Annotated in this window: 14 protein-coding genes; 9 read left to right on the plus strand and 5 right to left on the minus strand. The window is 63.1% G+C overall.

What is annotated here, in order from left to right; genetic code table 11:
• Window positions 1-24 precede the first annotated feature (24 nt).
• The 3 genes from KCG88_RS13880 to ccsA form a co-directional block, all read right to left on the minus strand.
• Window positions 25-1,341 (minus strand): MFS transporter, encoded by a 1,317-nt coding sequence (locus KCG88_RS13880; RefSeq protein WP_047284053.1) that lies wholly within the window; start codon window positions 1,339-1,341, stop codon window positions 25-27.
• A gap of 289 nt (window positions 1,342-1,630) precedes the next feature.
• Window positions 1,631-2,860 (minus strand): transporter associated domain-containing protein, encoded by a 1,230-nt coding sequence (locus KCG88_RS13885; protein WP_047335776.1) that lies wholly within the window; start codon window positions 2,858-2,860, stop codon window positions 1,631-1,633.
• A gap of 9 nt (window positions 2,861-2,869) precedes the next feature.
• Complete coding sequence (gene ccsA / locus KCG88_RS13890; RefSeq protein WP_169892741.1) at window positions 2,870-3,673, minus strand: cytochrome c biogenesis protein CcsA; 804 nt, start codon at window positions 3,671-3,673, stop codon at window positions 2,870-2,872.
• 217 nt (window positions 3,674-3,890) lie between these two features.
• Here ccsA and ffh point away from each other — a divergent pair, with 217 nt between their 5' ends.
• The 5 genes from ffh (at window position 3,891) to rplS (ending at window position 7,463) form a co-directional block, all read left to right on the plus strand.
• Window positions 3,891-5,267, plus strand: coding sequence for a signal recognition particle protein (ffh, locus tag KCG88_RS13895; protein WP_047284055.1), 1,377 nt, complete (start codon window positions 3,891-3,893; stop codon window positions 5,265-5,267).
• 251 nt (window positions 5,268-5,518) lie between these two features.
• A complete protein-coding gene (rpsP, locus tag KCG88_RS13900) occupies window positions 5,519-5,770 on the plus strand; it encodes a 30S ribosomal protein S16 (RefSeq protein WP_007927680.1) in 252 nt (83 codons plus the stop codon).
• Window positions 5,771-5,775: 5 nt separating this feature from the next.
• A complete protein-coding gene (gene rimM, locus KCG88_RS13905; protein WP_011059444.1) occupies window positions 5,776-6,312 on the plus strand; it encodes a ribosome maturation factor RimM in 537 nt (178 codons plus the stop codon).
• Window positions 6,294-7,067, plus strand: coding sequence for a tRNA (guanosine(37)-N1)-methyltransferase TrmD (trmD, locus tag KCG88_RS13910; RefSeq protein WP_170001093.1), 774 nt, complete (start codon window positions 6,294-6,296; stop codon window positions 7,065-7,067). Before rimM ends, trmD begins: the two co-directional genes overlap by 19 nt.
• Window positions 7,068-7,112: 45 nt before the next feature.
• Window positions 7,113-7,463, plus strand: a complete 351-nt coding sequence (rplS, locus tag KCG88_RS13915) for a 50S ribosomal protein L19 (protein WP_009047143.1) — start codon at window positions 7,113-7,115, stop codon at window positions 7,461-7,463.
• A gap of 58 nt (window positions 7,464-7,521) precedes the next feature.
• Here rplS and KCG88_RS13920 read toward each other — a convergent pair whose 3' ends face one another.
• Window positions 7,522-9,648 carry a DUF4132 domain-containing protein gene (locus KCG88_RS13920; protein ID WP_210712562.1) on the minus strand — a complete coding sequence of 709 codons (2,127 nt, stop codon included), beginning with the start codon at window positions 9,646-9,648 and terminating at the stop codon, window positions 7,522-7,524.
• A 325-nt stretch (window positions 9,649-9,973) separates the two neighbouring features.
• Here KCG88_RS13920 and KCG88_RS13925 point away from each other — a divergent pair, with 325 nt between their 5' ends.
• Window positions 9,974-10,387, plus strand: coding sequence for an acyl-CoA thioesterase (locus tag KCG88_RS13925; protein ID WP_019094772.1), 414 nt, complete (start codon window positions 9,974-9,976; stop codon window positions 10,385-10,387).
• 72 nt (window positions 10,388-10,459) lie between these two features.
• Here the strand turns inward: KCG88_RS13925 and KCG88_RS13930 are convergent, their stop codons facing one another.
• Window positions 10,460-12,262 carry a sodium:proton antiporter gene (locus tag KCG88_RS13930; protein ID WP_210712563.1) on the minus strand — a complete coding sequence of 601 codons (1,803 nt, stop codon included), beginning with the start codon at window positions 12,260-12,262 and terminating at the stop codon, window positions 10,460-10,462.
• A 107-nt stretch (window positions 12,263-12,369) separates the two neighbouring features.
• Between KCG88_RS13930 and xerD the strand changes: the two genes are divergently transcribed.
• From xerD to KCG88_RS13945, 3 genes are all read left to right on the plus strand, one after another.
• A complete protein-coding gene (xerD, locus tag KCG88_RS13935; RefSeq protein ID WP_210712564.1) occupies window positions 12,370-13,266 on the plus strand; it encodes a site-specific tyrosine recombinase XerD in 897 nt (298 codons plus the stop codon).
• Window positions 13,267-13,415: 149 nt separating this feature from the next.
• Window positions 13,416-14,147 (plus strand): thioredoxin fold domain-containing protein, encoded by a 732-nt coding sequence (locus KCG88_RS13940; protein WP_011059450.1) that lies wholly within the window; start codon window positions 13,416-13,418, stop codon window positions 14,145-14,147.
• Between the two features lie 134 nt (window positions 14,148-14,281).
• Complete coding sequence (locus KCG88_RS13945) at window positions 14,282-15,586, plus strand: homoserine dehydrogenase (protein WP_011059451.1); 1,305 nt, start codon at window positions 14,282-14,284, stop codon at window positions 15,584-15,586.
• Window positions 15,587-15,643 lie beyond the last annotated feature (57 nt).

Below are 15,643 nucleotides of genomic sequence, written 5' to 3' on the forward strand. Positions count from 1 at the left end.
CGAGCTTGCTCGCGAAGCCTTTGTTCACACGACCCGATTCAAATCGTTGTTCCGCGTTTCCTTCAAGCACAGCACCGCGATCAAACTCAGGATCGCCGCCCCCGACACATACCCCCCAACCCAGCTCAGCCCGCCCATCGCCACCAGTTTCTGGGCGAAGAACGGCGCGGCCGAAGCTCCGACGATGCCCCCCAGGTTGTACGCCGCCGAAGCGCCGGTATAGCGCACGTGGGTCGGGAACAGCTCCGGCAGCAGGGCGCCCATCGGGGCGAAGGTCACCCCCATCAGAAACAGCTCGATGCACAGGAACAGCGCCACGCCGGCGGTGGAACCCTGGGTCAGCAGGGGTTCCATGGTGAAGCCGGACACAATCGCCAGCACGCCGCCAACCATCAGCACCGGCTTGCGCCCGAAGCGGTCGCTGGCCCAGGCCGACAGAGGGGTGGCCGCGGCCATGAACAGTACGGCGAAGCACAGCAGGCCGAGGAAGGTTTCCCGGCTGTAGCCCAGGGTAGCGACGCCGTAGCTCAGGGAAAACACCGTGGATATGTAGAACAGGGCGTAGCACACCACCATCGACGCGGCGCCGAGCAGTACCGGCAGCCAGTACTGGCTGAAGAGTTCCACCAGCGGCATCTTCACCCGTTCCTGGCGTGCCACGGCGTTGGCAAAGACCGGGGTTTCGTGCAGCTTCAGGCGCACGTACAGGCCCACCATCACCAGGGCGGCGCTGAGCAGGAAGGGAATGCGCCAGCCCCAGGAGCGGAACTGCTCGTCATCCAGGCCCATGGCCAGGGCCAGGAACAGGCCGTTGGCCGCGAGAAAGCCGATGGAGGGGCCCAACTGCGGGAACATGCCGAACCAGGCGCGCTTGCCTTCCGGTGCGTTCTCCGTGGCCAGCAGCGCGGCGCCGCCCCATTCGCCACCCAGCCCCAGGCCCTGGCCGAAACGCAGCACGCAAAGCAGGATGGGCGCCCAGGCACCGATGCTGGCGTAGCCTGGCAGGACGCCGATCAGGGTGGTGCACACGCCCATCAGCAGCAGCGAGGCAACCAGGGTCGACTTGCGTCCGATACGGTCGCCGAAGTGGCCGAACAGTGCCGAGCCCAGGGGGCGGGCAAGGAAGGCGATGCCGAAGGTCAGGAACGCCGAGAGCATCTGGGCGGTGCCGGAGGTCTGGGGAAAGAACACCGGGCCTATCACCAGTGCGGCGGCGGTGGCGTAGACGTAGAAGTCGTAGAACTCGATGGCGGTGCCGATAAAGCTGGCAGTGGCTACCCGCGAGGTGGAATTGCTCGGTTGGGCAGGCGTGGTGGCGCTGTAGGCGGTGCTGGTCGTCATGCGGTTATCCCTGACAGTCTGTGCTCCGGTGGAGCGAATTATTATGGTCGAGCACCCAGGGATGTGGGTTTGGCGCGGTCGTCCCTCGGGATGGGAGTGACGTCGAACAGAAGGGCTGGTTATCGGCAGATTTGCGCTGGGTGCGGGTAGCACGCGGGTCTGCACAGGGCTTGGGTAAGCGGATCGATTATAGAAAGGCGGCTAACGATTCAACAAGGGGCTTGGCGGCTGCCGGGCTGGCGAGAAGGTTTTCGAGCTTCGGGGCGCCATTGGCCGCGGCGGCAGGCGATCAGATGCGGGCGGGGACGCTGCTGGTGTGCCAGATCAGTACGCGGCTGACGCGGTTTTCCTCGGTTTCGAGGATTTCCAGGCGGTAGCGGCCGATTTTCAGGCACACCGCGCTGTCGGGGATGGTTTCCAGGGCTTCGGTGACCAGGCCGTTGAGGGTCTTGGGACCGTCGCTGGGCAGGTGCCAGCCCAGGCTCTTGTTCAGCTCGCGGATCGATGCCGCACCTTCCACCACATAGCGGCCATCGGCCTGGGGGTGGATGTGCGGGTTGTCCAGGCTGTGCTCGCTTTCGAACTCGCCGACGATTTCTTCGAGGATGTCTTCCAGGGTGACGATGCCCAGCACTTCGCCGTATTCGTCCACCACCATGCCCAGGCGCCGTTGCTGCTTGTGGAAGTTGAGCAGTTGCAACTGCAACGGGGTGCTTTCCGGGACGAAGTAGGGCTCGTGGCAGGCCGCCAGCAGGGCGTCCTTGGTCAGGCTGGCGTCCGGCAGCAGGTGACGGATCTGCCGGGTGTTGAGCACCGCTTCGACCTGGTTGATATCGCTGTGGAACACCGGCAGCCGTGTGCGTCTGTTCAGGCGCAGTTGGGCGATGATGTCTTCGATCGGGTCGTCCAGGTTGATGCCGTCCACTTCGCTGCGGGGCACCAGGATGTCGTTGACGGTGATGTTGTCCAGGGCGTGGATGCCGGACAGGGCGTGTGGCTCCTGCGGCGTAGGCTCGTCGTCCAGCAGCGCCGGGTCGTCGTCACTGTGCTTGACCGCGCCGGCCTTGCGGGCAAACGGGCGCAGCAGCAACTGGCTGAGGGTGTCGAGCAGCCAGGCCAGGGGATAGACGATTTTCATCGGGATGAGCAGCAGGCTGTTGCCAAAGCCCAAGGTACCTTCCGGGTAGCGCACGGCCAGGGCCCGAGGCAGGTATTCAGCCAGCACCAGCAGGGCGCAGGTGCTGATCAGGCAGGCCAGCCAGGGGCCATTTTCCGCCCAGTAGAACAGCGCCAGCAGGGTGCTGATGACCACCGCCAGGACCCGGCACAGGGTATTGCACAGGATCAGGCTTTCCTTGGGGAAAGCCAGGCGTGCCTGGGACTTGTCGCCATTGCGCGAGTTGCCGCGCAGGGTCAGCAGGTGCTGCTGGGCGGCATCGATAGCGGTGAACAGGCCCGACCAGACGATGAGCAGGGCGATTACCGCGAGCATGGGCCCGGTGGGCAGGGAGTCGGTCATGGCCGGTCGTCAGATGTGCAGGATGTATTCACGAACCAGCTTGCTGCCAAAGTAGGCCAGCATCAGCAGGCAGAAACCTGCCAGGGTCCAGCGAATTGCCTTGTGTCCGCGCCAGCCGAGGCGATTGCGGCCCCAGAGCAGCACGCTGAACACCACCCACGCCAGGCAGGCCAGCAGGGTCTTGTGCACCAGGTGCTGGGCGAACAGGTTCTCGACGAACAGCCAGCCGGAGATCAGCGACAGCGACAGCAGGGTCCAGCCGGCCCAGAGAAAACCGAACAGCAGGCTTTCCATGGTTTGCAGCGGTGGGAAGTTCCTGATCAGCCCGGACGGGTGCTTGTTCTTCAGTTGATGGTCCTGCACCAGCAGCAACAAGGCCTGGAACACCGCGATGGTGAACATGCCGTAGGCCAGGATCGACAACAGGATATGGGCGAGGATCCCGGGTTCCTCATCGATCACCGGCACTGTGCCGGTGGGGACGAATTGCGCCAGTAGCGCGGTCAGGGCGCCGAGCGGGAACAGCAGCACCAGCAGGTTTTCCACCGGGATGCGCCAGCAGGCCAGCAGGGTCAGGGCGATGACTGCAGCGGCAATCAGGCTGGCGGCGCTGAAGAAGTCCAGGCCCAGGCCCACCGGAGTCAACAAGTGGGTCAGCAGGCTGGCGGCATGGGCCAGCAAGGCCAGGATGCCGAGCGTAACCAGCAGGCGCTTGTTCGCCTTGGCGCCTGTGGCCAGGCGGGAGCCTTGGTAGAAGGTCGCAGCGGCATAAAGGACGGCGGCGGCGAGGGTGGGTAGCAAACTGGGTGACAAGGGGAGCATAAATCCTGTTAGGCAGGCCCGAAAGTCGCTGAGTTTGGCATAGAACCCAGAGCCCTGAAAGACCAGGCAAGCAGACGGCGAGGTGTCCGCCACGCACAGTCTTCGCTATAATCCGCGACCTGCCCACGCCGCAGGCTCATCGAGCACTTGTTTATTACGCTCTGGGCCGCCATTACCCCGGTCTACCTTGGGCCTGAAAGGATCGAGCATGTTTGAAAACCTAACCGACCGTCTCTCGCAGACGCTGCGCCATGTCACCGGCAAGGCCAAGCTGACCGAGGACAACATCAAAGACACCCTGCGCGAAGTGCGCATGGCGCTGCTCGAAGCCGACGTTGCGTTGCCGGTGGTCAAGGACTTCGTCAACTCGGTGAAAGAGCGTGCGGTCGGCACCGAAGTGTCCCGCAGCCTGACTCCGGGCCAGGCCTTTGTGAAGATTGTCCAGGCCGAGCTGGAAAGCCTGATGGGCGCGGCCAACGAAGATTTGAACCTCAGCGCCGTGCCACCAGCCGTGGTGCTGATGGCCGGTCTGCAGGGTGCGGGTAAAACCACCACCGCCGGCAAGCTTGCGCGCTTCCTTAAAGAGCGCAAGAAAAAGAGCGTGATGGTGGTCTCCGCGGACGTCTACCGTCCGGCGGCGATCAAGCAGCTGGAAACCCTGGCCAATGATATTGGCGTGACCTTCTTCCCGTCGGACCTGAGCCAGAAGCCGGTGGCCATCGCCGAAGCGGCTATTAAGGAAGCGAAACTCAAGTTCATCGACGTGGTGATCGTCGACACCGCCGGTCGCCTGCACGTCGACAGCGAGATGATGGACGAGATCCAGGCGCTGCACGCGGCCATCAAGCCGGTGGAAACCCTGTTCGTGGTCGATGCCATGACCGGCCAGGACGCCGCCAACACCGCCAAGGCCTTTGGCGACGCGCTGCCGCTGACCGGGGTGATCCTGACCAAGGTCGATGGTGACGCCCGTGGCGGTGCCGCGCTGTCGGTGCGGGCCATTACCGGCAAACCGATCAAGTTCATCGGCATGGGCGAGAAGAGCGAAGCCCTGGAGCCGTTCCACCCTGAGCGTATCGCTTCGCGCATCCTCGGCATGGGCGACGTGCTCAGCCTGATCGAACAGGCTGAAGCGACCCTCGACAAGGACAAGGCCGACAAGCTTGCCAAGAAACTGAAGAAGGGCAAGGGCTTCGACCTCGAAGACTTCCGCGATCAGTTGCAACAGATGAAGAACATGGGCGGCCTGGGCGGCCTGATGGACAAGCTGCCGAACATCGGTGGCGTGAACCTGGCGCAGATGGGCAATGCCCAGGGCGCGGCAGAGAAGCAGTTCAAGCAGATGGAAGCCATCATCAACTCCATGACCCCGGCCGAGCGCCGCGACCCCGAGCTGATCAGCGGTTCGCGCAAGCGCCGGATCGCCCTGGGTTCCGGCACCCAGGTGCAGGACATCGGTCGCTTGATCAAGCAGCACAAGCAGATGCAGAAGATGATGAAGAAGTTCTCCGCCAAGGGCGGTATGGCCAAGATGATGCGCGGCATGGGCGGTATGTTGCCCGGCGGCGGCATGCCGAAGATCTGAAGAATCCGCGCCGGCCGTCATGCCGGCGCTTTTTTCCACGGGGACGTGGAATCCCGGGCAAACCCTCGATTGGGGTGTGCTCACTCGCTGTCGCTTGCGGCAGCTCCATGGCAAATCTGAATGGCAGCCGACGGGCGCCGGAAAAAGTCATTTGCAAAAGTCCGGATATTCCTTAGAATATGCGGCCTTTCGGGCACCCATGCCCGCTGTGCATTTAGATTTGCAGCACCGACTACAGGAACGATGTTCACATGCTAACAATCCGTCTTGCCCTTGGCGGCTCCAAAAAGCGCCCGTTTTACCACTTGACCGTGACCGACAGCCGCAACCCACGCGACGGTTCGCACAAAGAACAAGTTGGCTTCTTCAACCCGATCGCTCGTGGTCAAGAAGTCCGCCTGTCCGTGAACCAAGAGCGCGTAGCCTACTGGCTGAGCGTTGGTGCACAGCCTTCTGAGCGTGTTGCTCAGTTGCTGAAGGAATCGGCTAAGGCTGCAGCCTGAACCCTATGAACGCGACGCCAGCTCCTGCTGATGATTTGATCGTTATCGGCAAAATCTACTCTGTTCATGGCGTTCGCGGCGAAGTGAAGGTCTTTTCCTTTACTGATCCGATTAAAAACCTGTTGGACTACAAAACCTGGACGCTCAAGCGCGAAGGTAGCGTGAAGCAGGTTGAGCTGGTCAGCGGACGCGGGAACGACAAGTTCCTGGTCGCAAAGCTCAAGGGTCTTGATGATCGCGAGGAAGCTCGTCTTCTGGCCGGTTATGAGATCTGCGTGCCGCGCAGCCTGTTCCCTGAACTGACCGACGGCGAGTACTACTGGTACCAGCTGCAAGGTCTCAAGGTTATCGACGGCCTCGGGCAACTGCTCGGGAAGATCGATCACCTGCTGGAGACCGGCTCGAACGATGTAATGGTGGTCAAGCCTTGCGCTGGCAGCCTGGATGATCGCGAACGCCTGTTGCCCTATACCGAGCAATGCGTGTTGGCTGTCGACCTGGCCGCGGGCGAGATGAAGGTGGAATGGGATGCGGACTTCTAAGCGTGGCTAACTTGCGCGTAGAAGTGATCAGTTTGTTTCCCGAGATGTTCTCCGCCATCAGCGAGTACGGCATAACCAGCCGCGCGGTGAAACAGGGGCTGTTGCAGCTGACCTGTTGGAATCCGCGAGACTACACCACGGATCGACATCACACTGTGGACGATCGCCCGTTTGGCGGTGGTCCGGGCATGGTGATGAAGATCAAGCCCCTGGAGGATGCACTGGTTCAGGCCAGAAACGCAGCCGGGGAGGGCGCGAAGGTGATCTACCTGTCGCCCCAGGGCCGTCAACTGAATCAGTCGGCGGTGCGCGAGTTGGCGAATGAGGATGCATTGATCCTGATTGCTGGTCGTTATGAAGGCATTGACGAGCGTTTTATTGAGGCTCATGTCGATGAAGAGTGGTCGATTGGCGACTATGTACTCTCCGGTGGCGAGCTGCCGGCGATGGTCCTGATTGATGCGGTTACGCGACTGCTGCCCGGAGCTTTAGGGCATGTGGATTCCGCGGAGGAAGATTCCTTCACGGACGGTCTGCTGGATTGCCCGCACTACACCCGACCGGAGGTGTATGCGGATCAGCGTGTTCCCGACGTATTGCTAAGTGGCAATCACGCACACATCCGGCGTTGGCGTTTACAGCAGTCCCTTGGTCGGACCTATGAACGACGCGCCGATCTTCTGGAAAGCCGCTCGCTTTCTGGAGAAGAGAAGAAGCTGCTCGAGGAATATCTCCGCGAGCGGGACGATAGTTAACAACGTATCGATGGTAGATCCGACGATTTACCTTAGGAGCACAGCATGACCAACAAAATCATCCTTGCACTCGAAGCAGAGCAGATGACCAAAGAGATCCCAGCCTTTGCCCCGGGCGACACCATTGTCGTTCAGGTGAAAGTGAAGGAAGGCGATCGTTCCCGTCTGCAGGCGTTCGAAGGCGTAGTTATCGCCAAGCGCAACCGCGGTGTGAACAGCGCGTTCACCGTACGTAAAATCTCCAACGGTGTTGGCGTAGAGCGTACTTTCCAGACCTACTCCCCGCAGATCGACAGCATGGCTGTCAAGCGTCGCGGTGACGTGCGTAAAGCCAAGCTGTACTACCTGCGCGACCTGTCGGGTAAAGCAGCTCGCATCAAGGAAAAACTGGCTTAAGTCCAGCTTCCGATGCAGAAAAAAGCAGCCTACGGGCTGCTTTTTTGTTGCCTGTCATTTAATGCCCGGAGCGGTTCAGCAGGGCGCAGACCGTGTTGGCGATCCGTTCCAGCAGTACCTCGTCATAAGGCAGCCAGGGCAGGGCGGTCAATTTGCCGCTTTGCGCCGCCAGGGCCATCTCCACGGGTTCGCCATCGCGTGTCACGCGCCCGGTGACCAGATGCACCGCATGGTCGCCGATGCGGACATGGCGCCCCTCCAGCGACAACTTCCCCTCCTCGATCAGCGTGGCGAAGGCCATGCCCAGCACGTGGCGGCGCATCAGCGTCATCTGGGTGAGATTCTGTCCGGCCAACAGATTCAGGCGTTGCTCGCGCCTGGCGGCCGGCATTTGCGGCAGGGGCTGGCCGGTGGCGCTCTGTGCCAGCTCTTCGATGGCGAAACTGCTGACGCTCACCAGCAGGTCGATGGCCCGGCAGGCTTCTGAAAACACTTGCAGCGGCACGTCCTGCAGCAGCATCGGCTGCCAGTGTTTATCGGTGCGCCGAGCGAAGCTTGCGCTGCCGGACAGGCAGTGCCCCTGCAGCCCAGGATAGAGTGCCGCGTCCACCGCAAAGCTCACCCGGATATCCCCCAGGTTTCGGCTCAGGCCGCTGTCCCTGTCGATCTTCCAGCCTTCGCGGCGGGCCAGGCCGATCAGGGGGCGGATGGCCAGGCTGTATCCGGCGAATGCCTGGCAGGTGTGGCTTTCCAGCTCTTGCTGAGAGGGTAGGTAGTACTCGCGAAACACTTGGCGCAGCGGCTGCTTGATCCGGCGCGCGCTGATCAGGGCCTGCCAGGCGTGGCGCTCCGCGGCGTTGGCTGACAGCGGGTGCCATAGCGAAATCCTGCACCCGCCATCCAGGCTCAGCGGTTGGCCCTGGCAGTCTAGCGCTTGAGCATCCGCGTCCAGCAGGAAGCTGCGGCGTTGGCTATCTGCGCAACGGGCAACCCAAACCAGTGAGCGGGCAAAGGGCGAGCCCACGGCGGAGTCCGCCAGTTGTGCTCGCCAGTCGCTGTAAGACAACTCGAAGGTTTGCCACAGCCCGGATTCCAGGCAACTGGCCAGAAGCCCGTGCTGAGCCTTGCCGGGCGTGCTGGTGGGGGCCAGGCGCAGGGCGATCTCGGGGCGTTGGGCCAGGCCGCGTTCTGCAGGTTTGAGGTTGCGGGTGAGTTTTTTCTGGATGCTGGCATGGCGCACCAGGCCCAGGGCGCTGCGCAGTGCTTGCACGCTTTCCGGGGTTGGCACCTGCTCGATGCAGTGCCCCAGGGCAATGGCCAGGGACTGCGACGGCGCAGTCTTGGCCTGGGTCGGGGCGACGCAGGCCTTGGGCAGCAAAATGTCCATCAGTGGCGGCAGCCAGGAGGCATCGCGCAGCAGGGCGACCCGCGCGGCGCGGGCGATCACCGGGGTGTCATCGGTGGTAAAGGCGCCATCGGCCACATAGGGCGTGGCGCCGCTGTGGATAGCGTCCAGGCGCTGGGCGGCAGTACTGAGGATCTGTTGTGAGAATTCGACGTACGCCACGTCATCCATCAGCACCCTGGCCGGATCGGCGCTCAGGTGATGGTGGCCGGTCCAGTACTCGCTGCCGGCCAGGGCCTGCCGTGAGCGAGGTTCCAGTTGCCTGAGCAGTTCGAACTCCTGCCGGGCGTAGGGCGCATTGGCGTAGTGTTGTTCCACGCAATGCCGCAGCGCCGTGCGGGTTTCTTCATCCACCCATTGCGCCAGCACGTACGCCTGGTGGTAGTGCAGCGCCCACTGTGGGCCCGGCTCCGCAAGGATCCTGCGCAGTTCCTCGGCCAGGGCGGGGCTCGGTGTACCGCTGAAACAGGCCAGTTGTTCCAGCGCCTCCTGCCAGTTCACGCAACTGCGCAGCGCTTCCAGCAAAGTGGCTTGATCGAGGGCTGGGCTCAGCTCCAGTTGCATGGCCTGCCGCACGATCGCAGCCGCCAGTTGCTGCGCCGCCGGGTTGGCATGGTCGCGCAGGGCCCGGCGGATGGCCGGCCACAGGCTGCCCAATTGAGCGGGCGTCAATGGGCTGATGTCGGGCGGCGGGCCGATGAAGTTCGGATGATCCACTCGGTCGGCGTTCAGGCGTTGTTGCAGGTGCGCGACGAGCGAAGGCGCGAGCGAGGCATCCATGGCGGTGGGTCTCCTTTTTCAGTGCGCGGATAATCGCATTTTTTATCGCCGGTTGTGGCCTCTGGCCCCTGGCGGGTTCTTTCAGCCCCTGCCGGGCGGCGATATACTCGCCGGCCCAATAAAGTGTGATCGCCCGAGCTGTGCAGCCTGCACGGACGCCCAGGGTGCGTCACATCCTCCCGGCAATCCTGGCCTGGTTCTATCCACAGGCAGGCCGCCCCCGATTATTCCCATCCAGCCTTGGCTCGCTGCCCGGCAGCGCCCATTGGCGCTCCATGCCCGCAGCGTGCCCGTGCGCGGATCCATCCATTCAGGCAGTAGTCCGATGACCCTTCGTGAGCAAGAAATCCAGCGCCGTACCGAACTCTCGGTGACCCGCGTGACCAAGGCGGTATTCCCGTCCACCACCAATCATCACAACACCCTGTTCGGCGGCACTGCCCTGGCCTGGATGGACGAGGTTTCGTTTATTGCAGCGACCCGTTTCTGCCGGCTGCCGCTGGTGACGGTGTCCACCGACCGCATTGATTTCAACCATCCGATTGCCGCGGGTTCGATCGTCGAATTGGTGGGGCGAGTGGTGAAGGTGGGCAACACCAGCCTCAAGGTCGAAGTCGAGGTGTTTGTAGAGAGCATGAGCTGTGATGGTCGGGAAAAGGCCATCCATGGCTTGTTCAGCTTTGTCGCCATCGACGATGACAAGCGCCCGGTGCCGGTGCTTCCAGGGTTTGCGACGTAGGAGCCGGCTTGCCGGCGCAGAGGCCGTCGGGCCTTCTTGCTGGCAAACCAGTTCCTGCTGCAAGGGGGAGCGTTACAGGGACTCGGGCTGGATCAGGGCCAGCAGCGTCCAGCCTGCCGCCGGCTTGAGGCTGCTGTCTGGGGTAACGACATGCACCCAGCCGCTATTGTCGCGGGCGAACAGCAGGGTGGCGCGTTCGCCGTGCAGGGCCTGGTAATCGTCCCAGCCAAAGGCTTCGGTCAGGTTGGTGCTGTACAGCTCCGCGCCTTGGCCCAGCAGGCTGGCCAACTTGGTGTAGGTCAGGGCCTCGCTGCCCAGCAACTGGCCGCGGTGTTCGTGGCTGGCCCGGTGCTTGTCGGTGCGCCGGCTTTCCTGGCTGTTGGCCAGGGCGAACAGGCGCTGGTGGCCGAAGTCGTGGCGAAAGCGCATGGCGGCCAGGGTGTTCAGCTCTCCTGAGGGCGAGAGTGCAAGCAAGTGGCCCAGGCCCACCAGGTCCAGATGGGCATCGGCGTGCTGCGAGGCGGGGTTGCCGAAATAGGTGGGCAGCCCTTCCATGCGCGCCGCGCGAATGTTTTCCCAGCTGGAGTCGGTCAACAGCACCCGGCTGCCCAGTTGCTGCAAGGCTTTGCCAAGGGTCCGTGCCGGGCCGTTGGCGCCGACGATGAGAAAGCCGCTGGGCGCTGGCTCGGCGACTTTCAACAGGCGCGCCAGGGGGCGTGCGGTGGCGCTTTGCAGGACCACGGTGCCGATGATCACGGCAAAGGTCAGTGGCACCAGCAGCAATGCCCCCTGATGACCGGCTTCATCCAGGCGGATGGCGAAGATCGCCGACACCGCTGCCGCAACAATCCCCCGTGGGGCAATCCACGCCAGCAAGGCGCGTTCGCGCCAGTTGAGGCTCGACCCGGCGGTGGACAGCAGCACGTTCAGTGGCCGGGCGATGAACTGGATCACCAGCAGCAGGATCAGCACCAGCGGGCCCAGGGCTATCAGCGCGTTGAGGTCCAGGCGTGCCGCCAGAAGGATGAACAGCCCGGAAATCAGCAGCACGCTGAGGTTTTCCTTGAAGTGCAGGATGTGCCGCACATCCACGCCCTTCATGTTGGCCATCCACATGCCCATCAGGGTCACCGCCAGCAGTCCGGATTCGTGCATCACCTGGTTGGAGGCGATGAAGATTCCCAGCACTGCCGCCAGGGTTGCCAGGTTGTGCAGGTATTCCGGCAGCCACTGGCGGCGCATGATGCTGCCCAGCACCCAGCCGCCGGCGATGCCGAACAGGCTGCCGCACAGAATCACCCCACCAAAGGTCAGCAGGCTCTGGCTCAGGCCGGCGCCCTCGGCGCTGGCGATGATGAAGCTGTAGACCACCACCGCCAGCAGGGCGCCGATAGGGTCGATGACGATGCCTTCCCAGCGCAGGATGTTGGCGATCGAAGCCTTGGGCCGCACCACGCGCAGCATCGGCACGATCACCGTCGGCCCGGTGACCAGGGTCAGGGTGCCGAACAGCAGGGCCAGCATCCAGTCGAAGCCCAGCAGCCAGTGGGTGGCCAGGGTGATCACGGCCCAGGTGGACAGTGCGCCGATGGTCACCAGGCGGTGCACCACGCTGCCGATCTCGCGCCACTCGGAGAGGTGCAGGGTCAGGCTGCCTTCGAACAGGATCAGCGCCACGGCCAGCGAAACCAGGGGCATCAGCAGCGGGCCGAACATCTCTTGCGGGTCGAGCCAGCCCAGTATCGGCCCGGCCAGAATGCCGCTGAGCAACAGAAAGAGAATGGCCGGCAGTTTCAGCCTCCAGGCCAGCCACTGGCAGCCCAGCGCGGCCACGCCGATGCCGCCGAAGGCCAGCAGAATCTGTTGTTCACTCATCAATGCACCCTGTTCCTGAAAATGGCTGGCTATGAAAGACTAGCGACCCTGCGCGCAGTTCACTATTTTTTTACGCCTGGCCTCTGGGCCGCGCCTTTCGAGTCTCTATGCCTGCCATCGACCACCCCCTGATCGACCGTTTTCTCGACGCCCTGTGGTTGGAGAAAGGCCTGTCCGATAACACGCGCAACGCCTATCGCAGTGACCTGGCGTTGTTCAACGGCTGGTTGCAGGAGCAGGGGCTGGAGTTGCCTCGGGCCGGGCGCGAGCTGATCCTCGATCACCTGGCCTGGCGCGTGGAGCAAGCCTACAAGCCCCGCTCGACAGCGCGATTCCTCTCGGGGGTGCGTGGTTTCTATCGCTATCTGCTGCGGGAAAAGCTGATTGAAATCGACCCCACCTTGCAGATCGACATGCCGCAACTGGGGCGTCCGTTGCCCAAGTCGCTGTCGGAGGCGGATGTGGAAGCGCTGCTGGCCGCGCCGGATCTGAGCGAGGCCATCGGCCAGCGCGACCGGGCCATGCTCGAAGTGCTTTATGCCTGCGGCCTGCGGGTTACCGAGCTGATCAGCCTGACCCTGGAGCAGGTCAACCTGCGCCAGGGCGTGCTGCGGGTCATGGGCAAGGGCAGCAAGGAGCGCCTGGTGCCCATGGGCGAGGAGGCGATCGTCTGGGTCGAACGCTACATGCGTGATGCCCGCGCCGAGCTGCTGGGCGGGCGTCCCAGTGACGTGCTGTTCCCCAGCCTGCGTGGCGAGCAGATGACCCGCCAGACCTTCTGGCATCGGATCAAGCACCAGGCCAAGGTCGCCGGGATCGGCAAGGCGCTGTCGCCCCACACCTTGCGCCATGCCTTTGCTACCCATCTGCTCAATCACGGCGCCGACCTGCGAGTGGTGCAGATGCTGTTGGGCCATAGCGACCTGTCCACCACCCAGATCTATACCCATGTGGCCCGTGCCCGGCTGCAGGATCTGCACGCCAAGCACCATCCGCGCGGTTGAGTTGCCTTGCGGGCCGTGCTTTGCGTCGCCCGTAGTCGGTGCGGGCAAACAGATGTGATAGGCTTTGCCGGTTTGCAAAACGGCTGTTTGCGAGCGGTTGCCATGGTGATCGCTGCGAATGGCCCATTTGCCCGCCTTCAGGAGTTCCCATGCGCTTGACCCAGATTTTTGCCGCCGCCTCCCTGGCGCTGCTCAGCACTTTTGCCATGGCCGATGACAGTGCCGAGAAAGCCATCCGCAAGAGCCTCGAGACCCTGCAGCTCGAAACGCCTGTGGAAAGCATTACCGCCAGCCCCATGGGCGGCCTGTACGAAGTCAAGCTCAAGGGCAGCCGTGTGCTGTACGCCAGCGCCGACGGCCAGTTCGTGGTCCAGGGCTACCTGTTCCAGCTCAAGGACGGCAAGCCGGTCAACCTCACCGAAAAAACCGAGCGCCTGGGCATTTCCAAGTTGATCAACGGCATTCCGGTCGCGGAAACTGTGGTCTATCCAGCCATTGGCGAGACCAAGACCCACATCACCGTGTTCACCGACACCACCTGCCCGTACTGCCACAAGCTGCACGCCGAAGTGCCCGAGCTGAACAAGCTGGGTGTGGAAGTGCGCTACGTGGCGTTCCCGCGCCAGGGCCTGGGCTCGCCGGGTGACGAACAGCTGCAGGCGGTCTGGTGCTCGGCGGACAAGAAGGCCGCGATGGACAAGATGGTCGACGGCAAGGAAATCAAGGCCGCCAAGTGCGCCAACCCGGTGTCCAAGCAATTCGCCCTGGGCCAGTCGATCGGTGTCAACGGCACCCCGGCCATCGTTCTGGCCGATGGCCAGGTGATTCCCGGCTACCAGCCGGCACCGCAGATCGCCAAACTGGCCCTGGGTGCGAAATAATCCTGCATCGTCACGCTAGCCTTTGACGATCATGGCTCGCCGGCCAAGCCGGCGGGCCATTAATAGAGAGCCGCGCAGTTTGCGGCTGTATTCCACGGCCGGCCTAGAGTCGGCCGTTTTATGGGGAGTTCAGAGTGAATCCGGTCAAAGTAGGCATCTGTGGGCTGGGTACTGTCGGTGGCGGTACCCTAAACGTACTTCAGCGCAACGCCGAGGAGATTGCCCGCCGTGCCGGGCGTGGAATCGAAGTAGCGCAAATTGCTACCCGTACGCCAAAGCCGCAGTTCCAAACGACCGGTATTGCGATTACCAACGATGTCTTCGCCGTGGCCACCAACCCTGAAATCGATATCGTCATCGAGCTGGTGGGCGGCTACACCGTGGCCCGTGACCTGGTGCTCAAGGCCATCGAGAACGGCAAGCACGTGGTCACCGCGAACAAGGCGCTGATCGCCGTGCACGGCAACGAGATCTTCGCCAAGGCCCAGGAGAAGGGCGTGATCGTGGCCTTCGAAGCCGCCGTGGCCGGTGGCATCCCGGTGATCAAGGCGATCCGCGAAGGCCTGTCGGCCAACCGCATCAACTGGCTGGCGGGGATCATCAACGGCACCGGCAACTTCATCCTCTCGGAAATGCGCGAGAAGGGCCGCACCTTCGAAGACGTGCTGGCCGAAGCCCAGGCCCTGGGCTACGCCGAAGCCGATCCGACCTTCGACGTCGAAGGCATCGACGCCGCGCACAAGCTGACCATCCTGGCCTCCATTGCCTTTGGTATCCCGCTGCAGTTCGACAAGGCCTACACCGAAGGCATCACCAAGCTCACCACCGCCGACGTGAACTACGCCGAGGCCCTGGGCTACCGCATCAAGCACCTGGGCGTGGCGCGCCGCACCGAGGCCGGTATCGAGCTGCGGGTGCACCCGACGCTGATCCCGGCCGATCGCCTGATCGCCAACGTCAACGGTGTGATGAACGCGGTCATGGTCAATGGCGATGCCGCCGGTTCGACCCTGTTCTACGGCGCCGGCGCGGGCATGGAACCGACCGCTTCCTCGGTGGTGGCCGACCTGGTGGACGTGGTTCGCGCCATGACCAGCGACCCGGAAAACCGCGTGCCGCACCTGGCGTTCCAGCCTGACTCGCTGTCGGATCATCCGATCCTGCCGATCGAGTCCTGCGAGAGCGCCTACTACCTGCGCATCCAGGCCAAGGATCATCCCGGCGTCCTGGCCCAGGTGGCGAGCATCCTCTCGGAGCGCGGCATCAACATCGAATCGATCATGCAGAAGGAAGTGGAAGAGCAGGACGGCCTGGTGCCGATGATCCTGCTGACCCACCGTGTTCTGGAGCAGCACATCAACGATGCGATCACCGCCCTGGAGGCCCTGCAGGGCGTCGTTGGCCCGGTGGTGCGTATCCGCGTCGAACATTTGAATTAATGAAGCAGCCGCAAGTGGCAAGCGACAAGCGCCAAGTCAGAAGCTGATCGGCTTTGA

The organism is Pseudomonas sp. MWU349, from assembly GCF_017947325.1.
Classification (GTDB): domain Bacteria; phylum Pseudomonadota; class Gammaproteobacteria; order Pseudomonadales; family Pseudomonadaceae; genus Aquipseudomonas; species Aquipseudomonas protegens.